Here is a 19,899-nt window from a genome sequence, read left to right as displayed (position 1 = left end):
CCGTAAAAGAAGGCACTATGACAGACGCGAGCATTATTCCACTGCACCCTATCCCATGGCCCCAGGCGCTGTGCCTGGACCTGGGGAGCCCCCTCAACCTCCCGCTGGTGGGGGCCACCGTGCGGGCGGGCTTCCCCAGCCCGGCCGACGACTACATCGCCGGGCGCATCGACCTGAACGCCTACGTCTCCTCCAACCCCACCTCGACCTTCCTGGTGAAGGTGGAGGGCGACAGCATGATAGGGGCCCACATCACCCCCGGGGACCTGGCCGTGGTCGACAAGTCCCGCAAGGCCCGGAGCGGGGACATCGTGCTGGCCTATGTGAACGGCGAGTTCACCATCAAGCGCTACGAGCTGAAGAAGGACGGGGCCTGGCTGCTGCCGGAGAACACGAGCTATGCGCCCATCCATGTGACCGAGGCAGAGGCGGGGCGCATCTGGGGGGTGGTGGTTGGAACGGTCAGGACCTTCGCATGACCTCGCTCTTCGCCCTGGTGGACTGCAACAACTTCTATGCCTCCTGCGAGCGCGTCTTCAATCCTTCTCTGGAGGGCAAGCCGGTGGTGGTGCTCTCCAACAACGACGGCTGCGTGATCGCCCGCTCCGGCGAGGCCAAGGCGCTGGGCATCGGGATGGGCACGCCTTACTTCGAACTGCGAGACCTGATCAAGAGGGAAGGGGTAGCGGTGTTCAGCAGCAACTACGAGCTTTACGGCGACATGTCGGCCCGCGTGGTGGAGACCCTCTCGCAGTTCAGCCCCCATGTGGAGGTATACTCCATCGACGAGAGCTTCCTGGACCTGGGTGATTTCTACAAAGTAGACCTGCAGGCTTACGCCCGGGAAATCCGCCAGACCGTGCGGCAGTGGCTGGGCATGCCGGTGGCCGTGGGGGTGGCCCCCACCAAGACGCTGGCCAAGGTGGCCAACCGGATCGCCAAGAAATCCCCCAAGGCAGACGGCGTGCTGGTGCTCACCGACGAGCGACACATCGAGGCGGCGCTGCGCAGGACCGGGGCGGGGGACGTGTGGGGCATCGGGCACCGCTACGCCCGAAAGCTGGCCGGCTACGGCGTGCACACCGCCTGGGACCTACGGAACGTCACGGACGCCTTTGCCAAGAAGCACCTGACGGTAGTGGGACTCCGCACCGTCAGGGAGCTGCGCGGGGAGCCGTGCATCGACCTGGAGCTGGTGCCGCCCGCCAAGCAGAACATCTGCACCTCGCGCTCCTTCGGGGAGGCGGTCACGGAGCTGGATGAGGTGGCCGAGGCCCTGGCGACCCACGTGGTGCGCTGCGCCACCAAGCTGCGCAAACAGGGCAGCAAGGCAACGGCGATGACCGTATTCCTGATGACCAGCCGCTTTGCCGGTGAGGGGGAATGCTACTCCAACAGCCGCACCCTTACCTTCGATGCGCCAACCGACTCGGAGCCCGAGCTTATCGGAAAAGCACTCAAGGCACTGCGGCAGATCTTCCGCCCCGGCTTCCGCTACCGCAAGACAGGCGTGCTGCTGCTGGACCTAGTACCGGCCAACAGCATGCAGCTGAGCCTGCTGGACACGGTGGACCGGGAGAAGCACGCCCTTTTAATGCACACCCTCGACACTTTACGGGAGCGCTACGGCCACTACGCCGTCAAGTACGCGGCCCAGGGCACGGGCGAGGGCAGCTGGCAGCTACGGCAGGAGAACCTCTCGCCCTGCTACACCACCCGTCTGGAGGGCCTGATCCGGGCCAGGTGAAGAAAAGGAAGGTGGCTGCATGCGGAAATGAAGCTGTACACGTTAACTTGCTGCATCCGTAGCAGGACAATCTGTACCCGAAGCCGGGTACCTTCACAATAACATGACCAAACCAAACAGATGACCAAACATTTCTACCGCTACCTTTTGCTGCTCTTCATCGTCCTTGTGGGCTGCAAGGGCTCGGAGATAGCGCCACGCCAGCCGCTGACCCTGGAGCAGCAGCAGCTGCTGCTGGGGAATCCGAGCGGGGCCACAGCGGACGCCGGCACGCCCGACAATTACCTGATCACCAGGCCGCAGTACGCCCTCTCCTACAGCAGGGACCGGGGCACGCCCAACTGGGTGAGCTGGCATGTGAGCCAGGACTGGCTTGGGGCCTCCGACCGCCAGAACGACTTCCGCGCGGATGCGGCCCTGCCGGAGGGCTGGTACCGCGTCACAGCCTCCAGCTACCGAGGCAGCGGCTTTGACCGTGGGCACAACGCTCCATCGGCTGACAGGACCCGCACGGCCGAGGACAACTCGGCCACCTTTCTGATGACCAACATGATTCCCCAGGCCCCCAGCAGCAACCAGGGGCCATGGGCTGACCTGGAGGACTATACCCGCAGGCTGGTCTCAGAGGGCATGGAGGTGTACGTGGTGATGGGCAGCTACGGCAAGGGCGGGACCGGCTCGGCCGGAACTGCCGGCACCATTGACAATGGCCGCGTCACGGTGCCTGCCCGTATCTGGAAGGTACTCGTCGTATTGCCTGCGGGAGAGGGCGACCTGGAGCGTATCAGCACCACGACGCGCGTTATTGCCGTGGACACGCCCAACAGCGAGGCGGTGCAGCCGGACTGGGGCGCCTACCGCACCACCGTCGATGCCATCGAGCAGGCCACCGGCTATGACCTGCTGTCGGCCCTGCCGGAACGGACACAGCAGGTACTCGAGAGCCGAGTGGACACAGGCCCTACACGATAAACAATTTATAGTCCCATAAACCATGAGCCATAACGAGAACACAGATGCCGCATTGAAGGAGCTTCGCCGTCTTTCGGAGGGGCTGCTGTACGTGAGCGAGACGGACGCCCCGCTGGAGGCCGTGCATTTTCCCGCCTCCTTCGGCGCTGCCCCCACGGCAAGGGAAGTCGCGGCCTGGGCAGGGAAGGAGGGTACGGTAGAGAACATGGAGCTGGGAACCTTCTTCCGCCCGATGATTACCAATACGGAGACAACGGAAGACCGGGAGACAGCCGCCCGCTTCCAGTCGCTGCAGGCCTACCTGGAGCAGCACCTGGACGAAGTGAAGGTGTACCGAATCGGGCGCCGCCGCATCACAGCACTCGTCTTGGGCAGAGCTGATACCGGGGATTGGATAGGGGTGAAGACGGAGGTGGTGGAGACGTAGCAGCACTGCTGCTACCCGTTCAAGTTTGCGGAGGCGGCGCAGCACGGCATGCTGCCTTGTGTGCCCAACTCTTACATCCAGTAGCGCAGCTGGCTTTTCCTGCTCTGTTCCTCATTGGCGTCACAATCTTCTCTGAAGGGGTAAATTACCAATCCAAAAAGCCGCTCTGCAGGATGTGGAGCGGCTTTTCATGCAGTAGGGTAAAAGGAAATACGATCGAACCAAAACTACCAGGATTCAAGGGCAAGTGCTACGTTACATGCGAGCAGATTAATTCTATCACATCAGTTTGCTACGCTACAGAATTATCTGTGCACGTTTCTAAAACTACGTGCACAGATAGCTACCTGCTTAACCTAATTACTTCAAAAGATAAATTCCCTTGCGGTTCAGGCCAGCGAGAAGCTTTCCTTCCGGTGTAGTGGAGACGACGTAGATGCCCTCGCTCTGCGGCAGCCCCCCTGAGACCAGCTCCCAACTCTTGCCGCCGTTGGCTGTGCGATAAACCTGCCCGTCCCCTGTTCCCGCGTACAGGTAGCCACTTTCATCAACATACAGAGATTTTAAAATGGTGCTGGGCACGTGGCCGGCAAACTTCTACATTAACTACCTGATTGCCGTCGCCCTTGCGCAGCAGGGAAGGGACCAGGCGGCACAGCCTTACCTTGCAAAAGCCATTGCCGGAGACCCGGCGCAGGAGCAGTATTATCTGAGGGAGCAAGAGGCGATAAAGCAGCAGAAATCCACAGCTTCAGCAGTGCCTGTGAGCGCTTCTGAGGCCGAGGCCAGAACCGATGCTCCTGCTCTCCCGTTGCGCCTACGATTAAACGGGTTTAACAAATGGGAAGTCTTTATGCAGGTAAGCGTTCTGGTCGTGCTCCAGGGCCCCTTCCGGAAGCCATTGCCACCAGTCCCCCAGATCTCTTTGAATGATGTTTTTGTAAAAGGAGGGTAGTACTGTTGTCTCCCCCTCAAAGTATTTCCTGAACGCCACGTCTTCCACCAGATTCTGGCGCACCTGCCGGTAAAATCGCAGGCGTCCGTACCCCTCCGAAGAAACAGCCCGCATCAGGTTCATCCATTTGGCAGAAGGATTAGGTGTGGCCATGAAGCGTCGGTAAATTGCTTTCTCGGAGAAGGTGTAGGCTGTCAGGTCTATCACCTTGTCATAGAACTCCACCCACCCGTAGTTGCGGGGCTTCACGTTCATGGCCAGGTGGTTGTTAAGAAAATGAAAGGGGAAGGGCAAGACCCTGCCCGCCCGCTGGTACTCCAGGTTGAGGGGGGCCGCCTGCCCAAAGGCGCTTAGCAGGGAGTAGCCGGGAAATGCCGCAGGAGACAAGTCCACAAAGCGCTTGGTGAGCTCGAAGGGCTCGGTCCCCTCATCGCTGTCCAGCCCCAGCACAAAGTTGGTCTGCACGTAGGGTACGTAGCGGAACATCATGTTCACATGCTCCGAGATACGGGCCACCTTCTCTTCCCCCACCTTGCGGGAAGTTCTGGACTTGTTCCCCAACTCGTACCAGGACTCAATGCCAGGAAGCAGGGCATCAAACCCGTTGCGCTGCAGCACCCTCAGGTGTTCCTCGGTGAGGATGGACAGGCTGCTTTCGGCAAAAAAGCGGAAGCTCCCCGGGGGGGCTGCGGAGGCAATGGCCTCCATGTTGGCATCAAAGCGCACGCCGAAGTTTGGGTCATGCCAGCCGACGGTAGGTTTGCGGAACCTTGTGAGAAGAAACTGGAGATCCTCCCTTACCACGTCAAAGTTCATGGGTTGATAGTCTACTGTGGCATCTATGCAGAAAGAACAAGTATAGGGGCAGCCGACGCTCCCGATCATGGGCACCACCTGAAGAAAGGGTGCCTTTCTTAAAGTAGGTTCGATAAACTTCCACCGCTCCTTCACCCCTGGCAGGTGCGCGGGCTGCCGCGCTGCGGAAAGGCACCTGCCTTCGGGCCGCTGCGGGCTGCAGTCCTGGAGCACTTCCACGATGGTGGATTTGTGGGTGAAGCCCAGCACGTAATCAAAGTACTTCACCGCATCATCCGGGTAACAGCGGGCGTGGGGGCCACCCAGGACCGTCACCGCGCCCAGGCTGCGGAAGTAATGGCTGAGGGCGTAGGCCAGCAAAGCCGCCTGGGTAAAGGAGCAGATAAAGACCATGTCAACCCCTTTGGGCAGCTCCTTCCGCAGGTTTTCCCGGCCGGTGTAACAGACCAGCACCACCTCATGGCCTTCCTGCTCACACCAGGTGGCTACCACCTGCGGCATGATGCTCGCCAGGTTTGCATGCATGACCCTGGCCCACAGGGTATCGGTAGGACCTTTACTCACCAGGTCAACTACCCCAATTCTTAATCTTGCCATATATCAGGATATAGGTTGCAGGCCAAGCGCATACGCACCCTTCACTAGCATTTGTACTTTACATATATTTAGATCTTAGTTACTTAATTTGGAAGCAAATGGTTATCACTACTGTGATAGCAAGCGGCGGCACCCCTTAGAAAGGAGTGCCGCCGCATTTGTTCAGACAGCCTTGCTCCACAGCACACCGCTCTGAGCGGTAAACAAGGTTCCCGCGCTATAATTTTGCTAGCCGGGCTCCTTCTCTTATTCCCTCATCCGAGATGGTATAGGTATAGGGAGAGACCCCAGCTAGAATATGAATGTGCCCGCTTTGGACCAGTTCATCTACCAAGAGTTGCAGGTGGTTGCCGCCGGGCGATGCCCCGAGGTTCTCTTCCTTAGCAAAATCTCCAATGGTGAGTGTCTCATGCTTGATCAAGGCGTTCAAGACGATGGTCCGGTTCAATGTAGCCATGTTGGTTGGGTTTAAGCTTGTGCTTGAATTCTTCTTAGTTGATGCGTTTTTGAGGTGAGCTTGCGTTGTGGACAGGTCCGATGTTGAGCCGCATAACCTCCCGCTCAAACCAGTTTCACTATTGGCTTGGCATAAGGAAGTATAGGAGCGGGCTAATGGCACTTTGAGTTACATGCACTTAGCTCTGCTGTAGCCTACCCAACTACCAGAATCTCATTTTACACGAGCTCACGCTCAAAGTATACAAGTTCTTTTTCTTGAGGATGTTCCAGGTTGGTGCAGTAGTAGATGCGCTTCACGTAGCGCCTGACCTTCAGTTTCAGGCCGGGGTTTACTTTGGCGTACACGATAGATCCCTCCGGATATTTATTTTCCATGGCAGTGTAAGTAAGTTATGGTTAGGGGATTAATTGCTGTCTGACTTCGCAGAAGCCTTGGCAGCTTTTTTGGCTTGCTTGTCAGCGTCGGTACGGTTCCGCTGTGCTCTTGCCTCCATTTTGGCGGCGCGCTTAGCGTGCTTGGCCGCATAGGCAGCCTCCTTTTCAATTCGTTTGGCCTCCTTGGCATCCGCCTTAGCTTCCCTTGCATCAGCCTTTGTGTCCTTTCTCAGGTCGGAGGCGTCTTCCATACGCTGCTTGTCAGCTTCTGCTACCCGCCGCTCGGTTTTCTTTTCCTGCCTGTCTTGCGAGGTCTGGGCGAAAGTATAGGTGGAGGCCAAAGCCAGCAGTCCGGTGAGCAGGGTAATGAGTAGGGTCTTGTTTTTCATGGTAGCAGGAAAAGGTATGTTCTGTTATCCTGCTTAGGTATACGGCTGGGCATGCGAACCAACTGAAAATACCTGATAATAAAGCACTTATATTCTTCAAAGGCGCACCAGACCCTCTCATGGCACATTTATGGGGATTGCTTTATTCTTCTAAAGAATGAGATGGGCAGCAAGCCAATTGAAAATAAAACAAAGTCACTGATTATTAAACCATTATCACTCATACGCTTGTTATACAGCCATACCCCTCACCCGGCCGATGGCCAGAACCGACCAGCCACTTGGCTGTCCCGCTTTTATTCGTCCCGCTGTTAAAACTTTAACCATGAGAAAAGACAATGATACCTACCGGGACTATGACGACTGCCTCACCCAACTTTTGGGCAGAAAATCCAGCAATACCGAATTAACCAACTTTGTAGGGAACCAGGACCTGCTGCTGATAAACAGACGATCACCTGAGAACGATGCCTACCGTATCAGTTTCGTAAACGGCACCGAGGTGCAGCTATTGACAGACGGCATGCTCCTGGGCGGGTCGATACAACTGCACAGCCAGGAAGGGGGCCACAGGTTCTATACTGTTATGTTGAGGAACAGGGCACCGTGGAGGAACACTACCTGATGCTGGACGCCTCCGTGAAGTTCGCTTTGATGGGTGGGGTAAGAACCACGCTGGTGCAGTGCGTGCGGCTTATCACCATCGAAGACCTGGTACTGCAGTACAACCCCGTGATGTATAACCTTACTTAACTTATCAAAAATGACACAGGACCAGTTTTACTATTGCCTAGGAAGGATACTGGAGCTTAGGGAGAAGATTAAGGAGACATATGATGTTCGCAGGAGGGCCCAAGCCATAGAGTCTGCCCAGGCGGAAGAGCAGGTGGACTTTGACTCGCTCAGCCGCTTTGCCGATAACAAGGAGCAGGCAGACAAAAACACGGCCGCCTCGCAGGCGCTGCTGAAAGAGCTGGCTGCCCAGGAGGCGAAAATCAGGGCCTTTGTGCCTTTGCCGCTCTACGGCACCAGGATTGAGGCAGCACTCCCGGACCAGCCCCCGCTCTACGTGCTGGTGGAGACTGACCAGATAGCTATCGAAAAAGGCTCTTAGGTGGCATTATTTAGCCAAGTGTGTTTATAAAGTTTGAGAGCTGGCTGGTGTAGCCTACCTTGGTAAGGCACAGCATTTCCCCTCACTTTACCTGTTTCGAATGTTGCTTCTAGTCCATTTTTGAGCCTCCAGTTGCAGCTCTGAACCTGTTTTCTTTCTCCCTGCTTTAATCCACTCCTCCAGCTCAGACTTATAAAAGTAGAGGCGGTTCCCTCTTTTATTGACAGGAATTTCACTGGTGCTTACTTTCAGGTAAACCGTTCCTACTGAAAGTTTGAGAAAGGCTGCTGCCTGCGCAACGGTGAGCATTTCCTCCTCTTTTGCCGGCTCCTGCCTTTCCAGGAGAAGTCGCTCAATACGGTTTATCTTTTCGTGCAGTTCGCTCACTGCCTGAGGAAGTTTTTCGAACGTTAAATTTTCCATGTCTATTTTCTTTGTTGTAGCGAGTAAAACAGTGTAAGAAAGAGTTTTAGTCAAGTAATCTATCTGTCTGATAAGCATAGGCCTATACCTGATTGCCGGCCTTTAGTGTGATCCGGTTGGCGGCCTCCCGCTTTGAGCTGTCAATCACCCTGGCATAGATCTGCGTGGTTTTTAATTCGCGGTGTCCCAGTAGTTTGGATACGGTGTAAATATCCGTACCATGGGATAACTGCAGCGTGGCGAAGGTATGCCTGAAGCAGTGGAAAGTGATGTGTTTTGTGATACCGGCTGCTTTGACCCAATCCCGTAACAGGCTGTTAGTGGAGGCAGAATACTCCAGATCCTTGAAAACAATGCTGTTCGGTTCGCCACGCTCCTGTAATACCAGGACCGCTTCTTCAGAGATGGGCAATACTTCCACCCCTTGTGTTTTCTGCTGGCGGAACTGAATGTAATACCCTTCTGCCTGACTGTGCTGTATCTGGCTCCAGGTGAGTTGCTGGATGTCGGAAAAGCGCAGGCCGGTCAGTGCCGAGAAGATGGCAGCGCGTTTAAGAACGGGCAGGTCGCAGTCTGTGGCGTAGAGGGCCTGTAGTTCTTCCAATGTCAGAAACTCCCGCTTTGTCTCGGAGGGTTTAATGGATTGAATTTTTGCGCTTAGGTCATGCCGCAGCAAATCCTCTTTGTAGGCCTGCCGCAGCGTCGCCTTGAAGTTGCTATAGTAGGAGAGCGCTGTGTTCCGTGCGATGCGTTGGTTTTCGCTTTTGCTGCGCTTTTTTCTTGCCCGCAGTAGAAAGCCCCTATAGTCATTGCACAACGCTACGGTTAGCTCTGATAACTTCACCCCCTCTGAAAAGAACTGTTGCAGAAAATGGAGGGAGCTCTGCCAGTTGCTGAAATTAGTTCCAAGGCGTTTGTTTGCCTGCTCCTTGTAATAATTTATAAGGGTCGTGTTTTGCCTGGCTTTGGATAGAAATCCGTATTGTTGAGCCTGTACCTCAAGTTGACGTTGTGCCCGGATATGCTCTGCCAGCAGCAGTGTCTCTTTGTTGTGCTGCTTTTCCAGCTGCTCTTTGGGAGAATCAAAGATATACAGGCTGAGGAACTCCCTTCGGGTGAGCTTGCCTGTGTCCGGGTTAGGGACAGGAGGGTAATAGTCCAGGTAGAGGGTATGGCGACCCCTGGAGATAGGTTTGCGGCGTAGACTTACCTTTGTCATGGTTGCAGTTTTTTGATTTCATTCCAGTGTTTAGGATCCCAGTAGCTTTCTGATTGCCTCTTTAGGGACATAGGCATAAATGCCGTGCTTATACTTGGGTATATTATTTCGTTTGATGGCTTCATACAGGGCCTTTTCAGAGATGCCGTATAGGTGCAGTACCTGCGAGAGCGTGTAATAATCGGCCGGGTTGAAAGGCTCCGGAAGCGTAGGCGCTGCAGGCGCAGGTGTGGTGGGAGGGAGCTGAAACAGCTTGTCTATATCGGTGCGCTTGATGATGGTCTTGCGGGCAGAAAGCTGTACGGCAGGCAGGATATTGCCCTTGATCAGGTTGTAGACGGTTTGCCTGCTGCAGTTGATGAGCAGGGCAGTGTCCCGGATGGTGAGAAACTCTTTTGCCTTCAGGTCTTCCACTGGCTTTAGCTTCACCTGGCGGGTAGCCTCGTTGCTGGCCGCTATTTTAGCTGCCCGCTTTCTGGCCTTGTAGCCACGCTTGGCGCAGGTGTCCCCACAGTATTGCGTCACGGTGGTTTTGGCGGTAAACTCCTGCCCGCACTGCTGGCAAATACGTTGTATTCTGATGTTAGAGCTCATGTCCAATAAGAGCTTTTAGTGTTAATTAAGTACTGTTAGTGTTAAATAAGTCAAATAATCTCCCCTATTTTCAGTACTGAGGTACAAATACTGATTTTCAGGTACAAACGAGGTACAACTACGATATGAATATAGGAGTAATGATTTGGAATGTCAAATAGGGTAGGATGTTAAAAAGCCTGACTATCAAGGATAATCAGGCTTTTCGCTTAATATTGTTTTGTGTTATTTTAAGTACCTACTTGCCGATGCAGAACTTCGTGAAGATGTTATCTAACAAGTCGTCCGTTGTGATCTCACCTGTTATCTGGCCTAAGCTATACAGTGCCCGGCGGATGTCTGCTGCTACCAGGTCGCCACTTATGCCCAGGCCCAGGCCGTTGAGCACATCGTCTAGCGCGGCGTAGGTTTTGTTCAGGCTGTCTACGTGGCGCAGGTTCGTTACGATGGTTTGGCTTTGGGTGTCCAGTTTGCCCAGGTTTACTTTATCCACCAGCGCCTGTTTCAGGTCCTCCAGGTGGGCGCCCTCAGCGGCAGAAATCTGCACCAGGCCTTCTATACTTGCGAAAGCCGTCAGCTTTTCAGGCGAGGCCTGGTCTATTTTATTGGCAACAGCTACCAGGGGAAGGTTGTTGGGGTTGAGCCTTTCCAGCTCAGCCTGCACTTCGGCCGGAGTTTCTTCAGTTACATCAAACAGGTAAATGATGAGCGAGGATTGGCTGAGCTTCTGCATCGTACGCTCTACACCTATAGCCTCTACTTTATCCGTGGTTTCGCGCAGGCCGGCCGTATCGATGAAGCGGAAGGTAATGCCTGCTATACTTATTTCATCTTCGATAAAATCGCGTGTGGTGCCCGGCACATCCGACACAATGGCTTTTTCCTCGTTCAGCAGCTTGTTCAGCAGCGTGGATTTTCCGGCATTCGGCTTTCCGACAATCACGGTAGGCACGCCGTTTTTGATCACATTGCCCAGCTCGAACGACTTCAGCAGTTCCCGGATTATACTTTGGATGTTACCTATAAGTGAGCGCAGCTGATCCCGGTCGGCAAACTCCACGTCTTCTTCGCCAAAGTCCAGCTCCAGTTCTATCATGGAGGCGAAATGCACCAGTTCAGCGCGCAGGCGCTTAATCTCCTGCGAAAAGCCGCCGCGCATCTGCTTCATGGCCACATCATGCGAAAGGGCAGAATCGGAGGCGATGAGATCAGCAACGGCCTCTGCCTGTGCCAGGTCAAATTGGCCGTTGAGGAAGGCACGCTTGGTAAACTCCCCGGCATTGGCCAGGCGAGCTCCCTGCTTTAGCAGCAACTGCATGATTTGCTGCACAATGTAATCGGAGCCATGGCAGGAGATTTCCACCACGTTCTCCTTGGTATAGGAATGCGGGGCAACAAACAGCGATACCAGTACCTCGTCCAGCACTTTTTCGTTGTCTCGGATGGTGCCAAAGTGGATGGTATGGCTGGCCTGTTTGGTGAGGTTCTTGCCTTTGAAAACGGAATTGGTAATGGCAATGGCTTCGGGGCCGGACAGGCGGATAACGGCAATGGCGCCGGTGCCGGAGGCAGTAGCCACGGCTACAATGGTGTCGGTGTTGTTGAGATGGATCAAGGTACGTATTCGTTAAGCGCTGCGCAAATTTACGCTTTTTAACCGGGATTAGCAGGGGTGAGGTTCCCGTGTACGTGAATAGCTGTTGCTGGAATATACTTTGTGTTGGTATAAGTACTAGAGTCTATACTTCTGGGGTACTTGAAATCTTGCTTTCTATACTTGGTTTATACTTTCAAGCACGTCTGATTTATACTTTACAGAAGCCAGAAATCATACTTCTATACTTACATCAGACTCAAAAGCTTTCGCTTAAACCAAATGGCATTTATACTTCAGCCTATACTTTTATACTTGTGTAACGTGGCGGGACGCCACTATATAGCACACACTCGCCGGAGGCGAGCGAGTGCAGAGAAAGCGAGAGCATGATACCCGGAATCATACTTTTTACATTCAGACTTTCCCAAACCTTTCTCCTCGCTCCTGAAATCCCCTATTCCTAGAAATCCTAGTTCTTTTTCTCGTACTCCTGAAAGTTCATCGCTTGGTGGTGGTTCTCGCCAAAGTAGCTGAGGATTTTGGAGAACGTTTTGGCGTCGAGGTAGCCGGGCACGGGAGCCAGCATGTTCATCTTCTCGTCCAGGTATACGGTGGTGGGGAAACTCATCTGCCCCTGCAGCAGCGCCACCGCCAGCTCATGCGATCGGTACTCGTCTTTATACTTGAACGTTTGCCCTCTCAGTGTGATGGGGTCTTTGCCTTCAGCGTTTAGTTTCACGGCATAAAAGTGCTTGTTCACCAGTTCCACCACCTTCGGATCGGTAAAGGTTTCCTTGTCCATCTTTTTACACCAGCCGCACCAGTCGGTGTAAACATCTATCACAATTTTACGCGGCTCCTTTTCCATGCGTGCGGCAGCCTGTTCTATCGTTAGCCACTGAATTTTGTTTGCCTTTTCTGGGGATGGATGAAAGGCAGTAAACTGCGCGGGAACGGCAGTTTCAGCAGTCGGTGTGTTGCCCGTGCAGCCGCCGAAAAGCGACAGGGCAAGTATAGAAAGTATAGCGACGTTGTATTTCATACTTTATGATAGTGTATCGGTGAGTTAACAGGAGCGGCAAAGTATAAATTCCTGCTTAATGCTGCACCGGCTGTAGTTGCTTCTTTCTGATAAGTATACCCCGGCTAGGGGAGAACAGGAAGGCCAGCATAAATTCAATGCCCGTAACCGTGGCAATGGCCCCGGCAATGGATCCATCTATCCAAACAGCCAGGTAATAGCCTGCTACGGAGGCAAGTATACCAGCCAATACCGAGAGCAGTAGCATGGTCTTGAAATTATCCGTCAGAAGGTAAGCGGTGGCAGCGGGCGCCACCAGAAAAGCCACCACCAGTATCGCCCCCACCGACTCAAAAGAGGCCACGGTGGTAATGGAAACGGCCGTCATGAGGGAGTAGTACCATACCGAAGTGGAGATGCCGATGGCTGCCGCATAAGCCGGGTCGAAGGTGGTGAGGAAGAGTTCTTTATATCCCAGCACGATGTAAAGTATAATCAGCAGGGTAACCACGGCAAGCGTCCAGACGGTGCGGGGACCCAGGCTCAGGCCTTCCTCCGTGATCCAGAGATCCAGCGGCACGTATGCTATCTCGCCATATAACACGCAGTCCTGGTCCAGGTCTACCTGCCCGGCATACACCGAAATAAGGATGATGCCAATCGCAAAGAGCCAGGTGAAGGTAACACCAATGGAGGCATCGGCCTGCACACGGGCGTAGCGGTGAAAGAACTCGATCAAAAAAGTGGTTAAAACGCCTAGCAAACCTGCGCCAATCAGCATCGGCACAGAATCCCTTGACCCAGTTAGCAAAAAGGCAATCACGATGCCCGGCAGCACAGCGTGCGAAATCGCGTCGCCCACCATGGCCATGCGGCGCAGGATAAGGTAGCAACCCAGCAGGCTACAGCAGGTAGCTACCAACGATCCGGTAAGTATGATCCAAAAGGCGTTCACGGGTATTTGTTGTTATTTTCTTGATGAGAATAATGACTCTTTAACTCCTAAACTCTCTAACTCTTTTCACGGTATCCTGGCGCTGTGAGGGTCAAGCACGGGGTAGCCCAGTTCTTCCATCAGGCGTTGCTCCAGCTCTGGGGTGATAATGTGCTCAATGGTTTCGGCATCCTCGTGCACATGGTCGGAGGCAAGCTGCAGGTACTGGGTAAGGTATAGCTCCCAGAGGCGGTGCAGCCTTACCACACGCTCCCCGCGCCGTTGCCCCTGCAGGGTGAGCTGCCAGCCTGCAGGCGTTTTCTCAATATAGCCCTGCTTTCTGAGCTTGCTTAGGCCGGCACTGACCTGTTTTTTAGGAATCGCCCTTTTCTCTAAAATCTGTTGCAGCGAGTAGGACGTCTGAAAGTCCTGCTTCTCTTCGCCCAGATGGTAGAGGAGCTTCAGCAGGTTTTCTTCCAGTATAAGGGTTTTGTTGCGGCGCTGACGCAGCAACCGCGAAACCCACCCTTTGCCGGGTGCAAAGGCAAAAGAAAGTATAGCAATCATTGAGACTATCAGCACAATCCAGGGGCCGGTGGGCATGGCGGGTGCTGTATACGATACATAGGCTCCGGATACTCCTGAGAAAGCGCCTATCAGCGCGGCCAGCACCAACATCAGGCTCAGTTTGTCGGTCCAGAAGCGGGCAGCCGCAGCCGGTGTAATGAGCATGGCCGCCATTAGCACCACGCCAACCGCCTGTATGCCTACCACCACCGCAAAAACAGTAAGAGTCGTGAGCAAGAGCTCGAGACCCCGCACCGGGTAGCCGATGGTTTTGGCATAAGCCTTGTCGAAGCAGAGCATGGCCAGTTCCTTGTAGAAAAGAATCGTGGTAACCAGCAGCAGTACCGCCACCATACTAAAAGCAATCAAATCCTCACCTACCAGGGAGGCCGCTTTCCCGAACAGGAACTTATCCAGCCCGCTCTGCGCGGCATTACCCGAATGCTGTATGGCCGTGAGTAAAAGTATACCGATACCGAAAAAAACTGAGAGCACCAGGGCGATAGCGGTGTCCTCTTTGATGCGGGAGCGAGAGGTGATAAAATCTATCGTGATAAGCGACAGCCAGCCGGTGACGAAAGCGCCCAGCAAAAGTATAAACGGGTTCTTGGTGCCCGAAAGCATAAACGCCAGACAAACGCCGGGCAATACCGCATGGGCCACCGCATCGCCCACCAGCGCCCGCTTTCGCAGCAGCGTAAAGCAGCCCACCACCGCCGAACTGGTAGCCAGCAGCACAGAGCCCACCGTTACAAAGCGTATGTTGGCGTCAGCGAAAGAAAAGAACTCAATAAACTCGTTCATGCTGCTCTCTGGTTTTTATTTCTTGCAGGATGATTAAATGGCTAAGTTGTTAGGCGGTTGATTGATTTTGACATCATACTTTCTAACTTTCTAACTTTTTAACTTTTTAACTCCTAAACTCTCTAACTCCTAAACTCCCCAACTCTCTCAGCTTTCTCTCGCCGGAAACTCCTGTTTGCGCAGCAGTTCGCCTACTTTGGTGAGCACGGTCAGCTTGCCGCCGTAGGTTTGCTCCAGCAGATGCTGCGTCAGCACTTGTTCTGCAGGACCAGAGGCTACCAGGCGCATGTTCAGCAGCACGACCCAGTCAAAGTACTCGGTGGCCGACTGCAGGTCGTGGTGCACAACGATAACGGTTTTGCCTTGCTCGCGCATGGTGCGCAGCAGCTCAATAATGGCTGTCTCTGTAGCGATGTCTACCCCGGCGAAGGGCTCGTCCATAAAGTAGATGTCTGCGTTCTGAGCCAGGGCGCGGGCCAGGAACACACGCTGCTGCTGCCCCCCCGAAAGCTGCGATATCTGGCGGTTGGCAAAGCCCTGCATCCCCACTTTTTGCAGCGCTTCCATGGCGGCGTCTTTGTCGGCCTGGCGCGGCCGCTTAAACAGCCCCAGTTTGCCATAGCTGCCCATCAGCACCACATCAAACACCGAGGCCGGAAAATCCCAGTCCACCGATTCGCGCTGCGGCACATAGCTGATGCGGTTGCGCACCTCGGCAATCGGTTTGTCGAATATCCGCACATAGCCGCTGCCAGCCGGCAGCAGATCCATCATGGCCTTTATCAGGGTTGATTTTCCGGCACCGTTCGGCCCGATTACGCCTACCAGCGATCCGGCAGGCAAGGTCAGGTCGATGCCCCACAGCACGGGCTTGCGGTCATAGCTGACCGTCAGGTCGTGCACTTCAACTACCGGGTTCTCTACTTGTATAATCATAAAGTTTATACTTTTACCTTAGGGCTGATACAATGGTGGTGACGTTGTGCCGCACCATGCCTGTGTAGGTCCCCTCCGGGGTTCCGTCCTCTCCCAAAGCATCGGAGTATAGAGTGCCGCCAATTTCTACCTCGTGGCCTCGTTCGCGGCATCCTACCACTACTGCCTCAATGGCTTTCGGAGACACAGACGACTCCACAAACACAGCCTTTATTTTATTCTCCACGATATACTTTACCAGTGAGGATACATCCTGCAAGCCAAACTCCGACACCGTGGAAATGCCCTGCAAACCGCGCACTTTTATACTATAGGCATCACCAAAATAGCCAAAGGCATCGTGTGCGGTGATAAGGATGCGCTGCTGCTCGGGTATCGTCTGGATTTGCTGCGCCACCCACTGGTTGAGCTCGTCCAACTCCTGCAGGTATGCCTGGGTGTTCTGTTTGTATACTTCGGCATTGGCCGGGTCTTTTTCCTGCATCTGCTGGCTCACGTGTTTGACCACTTCCTGCCAAAGCTGCACATCAAACCACACGTGCGGGTCGTTGCTGTTGGCATACTGCGCCGAGGCCCTGAGTTTGTCCTTCGGTATACTTGCCGTGGCTACAACCACTGTTTTCTGGCGGCTGAGTTTCTCCAGCACCTCGCCCATCTTGCCTTCCAGGTATAAGCCATTGTAGACGATCATGTCCGCGTCCATCATTTTCTGCAGGTCGCCTTGCGTGGCTTTGTAGAGGTGGGGGTCTACGCCGCTGCCCATCACCGATTCCACCTCGGCCGCATCGCCGGCAATGTTAACTACAGCATCTTTGAGGATGCTGGTGGTGGTGAGCACTTTCATGCGCTGGCCTTCGGCCATCGTGCCTCTGTTGTCGGTTTGGGTACAGGCGCTGGCCAGCAGGGTGAAGAAAAGTATAGCCAGGGAGTATAAGGGTTTCATAGTTTCTGTGGTGCCTGATTAAGCGGAAATAAAGATGTTTCGGGATACTTCGCTGGAGATGAGCAGGCTCTTGCTGTCCTCCAGGTTTATCTCCAGGGAGTTGTCGTAGGGTATCCTGTCGATTACTTTTATACTGGTGCCGAGCGCGATGCCCATCTTGTCAAGGTACTGCAGGAAAAGCGGCTGCGAGTCGTTTACGCCTACTACCACACCGGCATCGTTCACGCCCATTTCGGCAAGTAACCGCTGCTTTTTCTGCTTCATCTCGCCGGTCTCGGACGGGATGGGGTCGCCGTGCGGGTCGAATTTGGGGAAGCCCAGGAACTCGTCGAGGCGGTTGGTGAGCAGGGTAGAGGAGATGTGCTCCAGTTCCTCGGCCACCTCGTGCACCTCATCCCAGTTAAACCTGAGCTTCTCCACCAGAAACGTCTCCCACAGCCGGTGTTTGCGAATGATTTGCAGTGCCACGCGCTCGCCCTGCGGGGTAAGCGACACGCCTTTATACTTTTTATAGTTGACGATATCCTTGGCGCTCAGCTTGCGGAGCATATCGGTCACCGAGGCCGCCTTGGTCTCGAGTACCTCGGCAATGGCGTTGGTGTTAACTTCCTGCGTGCTGTTGGCCGAGAGCTTGTAAATGGCCTTTATGTAGTTTTCTTCCGTGTAACTATGGGACATAGTATGCAATGAGTGAATGAGCGAATGAGTGGATGAGTGAATGTGCAATCTTTTAATTCACTCATCCACCCATTCAAAATTTATACTTACCAGCGAATCAGGGCGGAGCCCCAGGTAAATCCGCTGCCAAAAGCTGCCAGGCATACCAGGTCTCCTTCTTTGATGCGGCCTTCCTGGTAGGCTTCACTCAGCGCGATGGGCACCGAGGCAGCCGTTGTGTTGCCATACTTCTGGATGTTGCTCATCACCTTTTCAGCCGGTAAGCCCATCTTTTGCTGGATATAGGACGTGATGCGCAAGTTGGCCTGGTGCGGCACCAGCAAGTCAATATCCTCCGGTTTGTAGCCGTTCTTATTCAGGGCCTCCTCAATCACCTCCGGGAAACGGGTAACGGCGTGCTTAAATACCATGTTGCCGTTCATGTGCGGGAAAATCGAGCCTGAGTCAATCATCTCGTGCGTGAGGCGCTCCTTCTTGTTGCTGCCCGGGTCCAGCACGGCCAGTTCCTCGGCAAACTCCCCGTCGGCGTGCAGGTGCGTGGATAGGATGCCCCTGTCATTGCTCTCGGATGGCACCAGTACCACCGCGCCGGCACCATCACCAAAAATCACCGATACGCCACGGCCGCGCGTGGAGAAATCAAGGCCCGAAGAGTGAATCTCAGAGCCTACCACCAGTACGTTGTTATACATGCCCGTTTTGATGAACTGGTCGCCCACCGACAAGGCATAAATAAAGCCCGAGCATTGGTTGCGCACATCCAGGGCCGGGATTTCCTTCAGGCCCAGCTCGCGCTGCAGCAGCACGCCCGAGCCAGGGAATACGTAGTCCGGACTGAGCGTGGCGAAAACAATCATGTCAATATCCCCGGGTTGGAGACCGGCCATTTCCAGGGCTTTGCGTGCAGCGGCAGCTCCCATGTTGGCGGTGGTATCCTTGCCCTCCTGGAAGTAGCGGCGCTCTAAAATGCCGGTGCGCTCGCGTATCCATTCGTCCGAAGTGTCCATCAGCTTTTCCAGGTCCTTGTTTGTTACCACATTTTCTGGTACGTAGTGGCCAACGCCTGCAATTCTTGAGTTACGCATGATGAGGTTCTGTTTAGTTACAAATATACTGCTATTTTCGGAATTTAGATTCGTCTAAAAATAAAATTTATACTTTTGATTCCTGAATTAAGGTCTTCTTAACTATCTGCAGCAGCTTTGCTTCCTCTTCCTCCCAAAAGATATGTGGCGGAATTCCAGAAGTATAAAAACGTTGCTGTCGTATACGTGTCAATAGCTGCTCCGGACTTACCTGCTTAAAATCGATGGACAAGCCTGCCGTAGCCGCTTTCGTTATACTTTGCCACAGTGGATTTTGCTGCACCAGCACCGGCAGGGCATAGGCCATGTACTCGTATAGCTTGGTGGGGATGCAGCGCTCGGTGCTGGGGTGCGGCCGGTAGGGCAGCAGTCCCAGGTTGCTCTCTTTTATACGTTGCAGTATCTGCTGATGCGGCACAAGTTTGTCGCCCCCAACCAGCTTGATGTAGGCCTTGCCTTTTATCCGCTCCTGTAGCTGCTCCAAGGTATGGCGGCGCGCGCTGTAGCCAATGATAGTAAGGGTGGTAGAAGGATCTAACTGATGCAGTCGCTCGGCCATACTGACCGCCTCGAAAACGCCATATACTTCGGCAATGGTGCCAGAGTAGAGCAGGCGCAGTGGCTGATGTGCCAGGTGCACCGGGGTAGCCGGCAAAGTATAATTGGGCGCCGGTTTATACTTGTTGCCGATGACCGTATACTTGCCCGCTTCTAAAAACTCAAGCTCGTGCGCATAACTTTCTTCGGCCAGTAGGAAGTGTTCTATACTTTCAGCTGCTTTCTTTTCGGCCCGTGCCACGCCAAAGGCCAGCAGCTGACGTAGCAGGAGAGGATAGTTTTGCTGGGTGGTCAGGTTCAATGTATAATTTTCCTGCACATCGTAAATGAGCTTTGCGCCATACTGCTGGCAGTAGCGCTGACTGGTCAGCAGCAGCTCGTGGGTGCAGGCGATAATCAGGTGCGGCTTTAGCCGATGTAGCAGCTGCGCATACTTTTGCTGTGCCCGAAACCGGTTTATACTTAGTCGCTTAAACTGAAAGATGGGGTGAAAGTATACATTAGCAGGAGCGTCAGCAGGAACGGGTGCTTGGAAACCAACTATGTGAATTTTAGTTTCTGATAGCTTGCTTAGCGACAGGCCCAGTTTTTCGTACATGCGCGTGTCGTTAACTGGCTTTAGCAGCGAGGCTAGAAGGATTCTGGTTTCAGACATCCATCAAAAATACTTACTTTTACGCAATATTGGG

At 54.1% G+C, this 19,899-nt stretch carries 24 protein-coding genes; 7 read left to right on the top strand and 17 right to left on the bottom strand.

What is annotated here, in order from left to right; translation table 11 throughout:
* The first annotated feature begins 17 nt into the window (after nucleotides 1-17).
* The 4 genes from C8N40_RS17115 to C8N40_RS17100 all read left to right on the top strand — a co-directional run bounded on the left by C8N40_RS17115 (nucleotide 18) and on the right by C8N40_RS17100 (nucleotide 3,146).
* The gene (locus tag C8N40_RS17115) at nucleotides 18-479 is read left to right on the top strand and encodes a LexA family protein (RefSeq protein ID WP_108213030.1); all 462 of its coding nucleotides are present in this window, start codon (nucleotides 18-20) and stop codon (nucleotides 477-479) included.
* The gene (locus C8N40_RS17110; protein WP_108213029.1) at nucleotides 476-1,747 is read left to right on the top strand and encodes a Y-family DNA polymerase; all 1,272 of its coding nucleotides are present in this window, start codon (nucleotides 476-478) and stop codon (nucleotides 1,745-1,747) included. The genes C8N40_RS17115 and C8N40_RS17110 overlap by 4 nt, the downstream gene beginning before the upstream one ends.
* A gap of 120 nt (nucleotides 1,748-1,867) precedes the next feature.
* Entirely contained in the window at nucleotides 1,868-2,719 is an 852-nt protein-coding gene (locus C8N40_RS17105; protein ID WP_108213028.1) for a DNA/RNA non-specific endonuclease, read from the top strand.
* Nucleotides 2,720-2,741: 22 nt separating this feature from the next.
* Nucleotides 2,742-3,146: a nuclease A inhibitor family protein gene (locus tag C8N40_RS17100; RefSeq protein WP_108213027.1), complete on the top strand. Its 405-nt coding sequence runs from the start codon at nucleotides 2,742-2,744 to the stop codon at nucleotides 3,144-3,146.
* Between the two features lie 360 nt (nucleotides 3,147-3,506).
* Here C8N40_RS17100 and C8N40_RS17095 read toward each other — a convergent pair whose 3' ends face one another.
* The 5 genes from C8N40_RS17095 to C8N40_RS17080 form a co-directional block, all read right to left on the bottom strand.
* Nucleotides 3,507-3,728 (bottom strand): WD40/YVTN/BNR-like repeat-containing protein, encoded by a 222-nt coding sequence (locus tag C8N40_RS17095; protein ID WP_108213026.1) that lies wholly within the window; start codon nucleotides 3,726-3,728, stop codon nucleotides 3,507-3,509.
* A gap of 241 nt (nucleotides 3,729-3,969) precedes the next feature.
* Complete coding sequence (locus C8N40_RS17090; RefSeq protein WP_108213025.1) at nucleotides 3,970-5,514, bottom strand: B12-binding domain-containing radical SAM protein; 1,545 nt, start codon at nucleotides 5,512-5,514, stop codon at nucleotides 3,970-3,972.
* Nucleotides 5,515-5,731: 217 nt separating this feature from the next.
* Nucleotides 5,732-5,971 (bottom strand): hypothetical protein, encoded by a 240-nt coding sequence (locus tag C8N40_RS17085; RefSeq protein ID WP_108213024.1) that lies wholly within the window; start codon nucleotides 5,969-5,971, stop codon nucleotides 5,732-5,734.
* 218 nt (nucleotides 5,972-6,189) lie between these two features.
* The gene (locus C8N40_RS22760) at nucleotides 6,190-6,348 is read right to left on the bottom strand and encodes a hypothetical protein (RefSeq protein ID WP_170114139.1); all 159 of its coding nucleotides are present in this window, start codon (nucleotides 6,346-6,348) and stop codon (nucleotides 6,190-6,192) included.
* A gap of 29 nt (nucleotides 6,349-6,377) precedes the next feature.
* Nucleotides 6,378-6,737 (bottom strand): hypothetical protein, encoded by a 360-nt coding sequence (locus C8N40_RS17080; RefSeq protein ID WP_108213023.1) that lies wholly within the window; start codon nucleotides 6,735-6,737, stop codon nucleotides 6,378-6,380.
* A gap of 325 nt (nucleotides 6,738-7,062) precedes the next feature.
* On the opposite strand from C8N40_RS17080, the gene C8N40_RS17075 reads away from it, so the two are divergent.
* The 3 genes from C8N40_RS17075 to C8N40_RS17070 are packed head-to-tail and all read left to right on the top strand — an operon-like array spanning nucleotide 7,063 to nucleotide 7,851.
* Nucleotides 7,063-7,362, top strand: a complete 300-nt coding sequence (locus tag C8N40_RS17075) for a hypothetical protein (RefSeq protein ID WP_108213022.1) — start codon at nucleotides 7,063-7,065, stop codon at nucleotides 7,360-7,362.
* Nucleotides 7,344-7,490, top strand: a complete 147-nt coding sequence (locus C8N40_RS22755) for a hypothetical protein (RefSeq protein ID WP_170114138.1) — start codon at nucleotides 7,344-7,346, stop codon at nucleotides 7,488-7,490. Before C8N40_RS17075 ends, C8N40_RS22755 begins: the two co-directional genes overlap by 19 nt.
* 10 nt (nucleotides 7,491-7,500) lie before the next feature.
* Nucleotides 7,501-7,851 (top strand): hypothetical protein, encoded by a 351-nt coding sequence (locus tag C8N40_RS17070; RefSeq protein WP_108213021.1) that lies wholly within the window; start codon nucleotides 7,501-7,503, stop codon nucleotides 7,849-7,851.
* Between the two features lie 87 nt (nucleotides 7,852-7,938).
* On the opposite strand, the gene C8N40_RS17065 is transcribed toward C8N40_RS17070, so the two are convergent.
* The 12 genes from C8N40_RS17065 to C8N40_RS17010 all read right to left on the bottom strand — a co-directional run bounded on the left by C8N40_RS17065 (nucleotide 7,939) and on the right by C8N40_RS17010 (nucleotide 19,865).
* On the bottom strand, nucleotides 7,939-8,352 hold the full coding sequence (locus C8N40_RS17065; protein WP_245905164.1) for a helix-turn-helix domain-containing protein: 414 nt from the start codon (nucleotides 8,350-8,352) through the stop codon (nucleotides 7,939-7,941).
* A gap of 4 nt (nucleotides 8,353-8,356) precedes the next feature.
* The gene (locus C8N40_RS17060) at nucleotides 8,357-9,493 is read right to left on the bottom strand and encodes a site-specific integrase (protein ID WP_108213020.1); all 1,137 of its coding nucleotides are present in this window, start codon (nucleotides 9,491-9,493) and stop codon (nucleotides 8,357-8,359) included.
* Nucleotides 9,494-9,523: 30 nt separating this feature from the next.
* Nucleotides 9,524-10,087, bottom strand: a complete 564-nt coding sequence (locus C8N40_RS17055; protein WP_108213019.1) for a helix-turn-helix domain-containing protein — start codon at nucleotides 10,085-10,087, stop codon at nucleotides 9,524-9,526.
* A gap of 238 nt (nucleotides 10,088-10,325) precedes the next feature.
* A complete protein-coding gene (mnmE, locus tag C8N40_RS17050; RefSeq protein ID WP_425440666.1) occupies nucleotides 10,326-11,711 on the bottom strand; it encodes a tRNA uridine-5-carboxymethylaminomethyl(34) synthesis GTPase MnmE in 1,386 nt (461 codons plus the stop codon).
* Nucleotides 11,712-12,153: 442 nt separating this feature from the next.
* Nucleotides 12,154-12,726: a thioredoxin family protein gene (locus C8N40_RS17045; protein WP_108213017.1), complete on the bottom strand. Its 573-nt coding sequence runs from the start codon at nucleotides 12,724-12,726 to the stop codon at nucleotides 12,154-12,156.
* Nucleotides 12,727-12,781: 55 nt separating this feature from the next.
* Nucleotides 12,782-13,660, bottom strand: a complete 879-nt coding sequence (locus tag C8N40_RS17040; RefSeq protein WP_108213016.1) for a metal ABC transporter permease — start codon at nucleotides 13,658-13,660, stop codon at nucleotides 12,782-12,784.
* 66 nt (nucleotides 13,661-13,726) lie between these two features.
* Nucleotides 13,727-15,010: a metal ABC transporter permease gene (locus C8N40_RS17035; RefSeq protein WP_108213015.1), complete on the bottom strand. Its 1,284-nt coding sequence runs from the start codon at nucleotides 15,008-15,010 to the stop codon at nucleotides 13,727-13,729.
* Nucleotides 15,011-15,157: 147 nt separating this feature from the next.
* On the bottom strand, nucleotides 15,158-15,946 hold the full coding sequence (locus C8N40_RS17030) for a metal ABC transporter ATP-binding protein (protein WP_108213014.1): 789 nt from the start codon (nucleotides 15,944-15,946) through the stop codon (nucleotides 15,158-15,160).
* A 13-nt stretch (nucleotides 15,947-15,959) separates the two neighbouring features.
* Entirely contained in the window at nucleotides 15,960-16,889 is a 930-nt protein-coding gene (locus tag C8N40_RS17025; protein ID WP_108213013.1) for a metal ABC transporter solute-binding protein, Zn/Mn family, read from the bottom strand.
* 18 nt (nucleotides 16,890-16,907) lie between these two features.
* On the bottom strand, nucleotides 16,908-17,567 hold the full coding sequence (locus C8N40_RS17020) for a metal-dependent transcriptional regulator (RefSeq protein ID WP_108213012.1): 660 nt from the start codon (nucleotides 17,565-17,567) through the stop codon (nucleotides 16,908-16,910).
* An 86-nt stretch (nucleotides 17,568-17,653) separates the two neighbouring features.
* Entirely contained in the window at nucleotides 17,654-18,652 is a 999-nt protein-coding gene (locus C8N40_RS17015; protein WP_108213011.1) for a 3-oxoacyl-ACP synthase III family protein, read from the bottom strand.
* A gap of 67 nt (nucleotides 18,653-18,719) precedes the next feature.
* Nucleotides 18,720-19,865, bottom strand: a complete 1,146-nt coding sequence (locus tag C8N40_RS17010) for a glycosyltransferase (RefSeq protein ID WP_108213010.1) — start codon at nucleotides 19,863-19,865, stop codon at nucleotides 18,720-18,722.
* Nucleotides 19,866-19,899 lie beyond the last annotated feature (34 nt).

Origin of the sequence: Pontibacter mucosus (genome assembly GCF_003054055.1) — a bacterium.
GTDB lineage: Bacteria > Bacteroidota > Bacteroidia > Cytophagales > Hymenobacteraceae > Pontibacter > Pontibacter mucosus.
The sequence above is the reverse complement of the archived record's forward strand: the minus strand, read 5'-3'. Positions and strand labels throughout refer to the sequence as shown.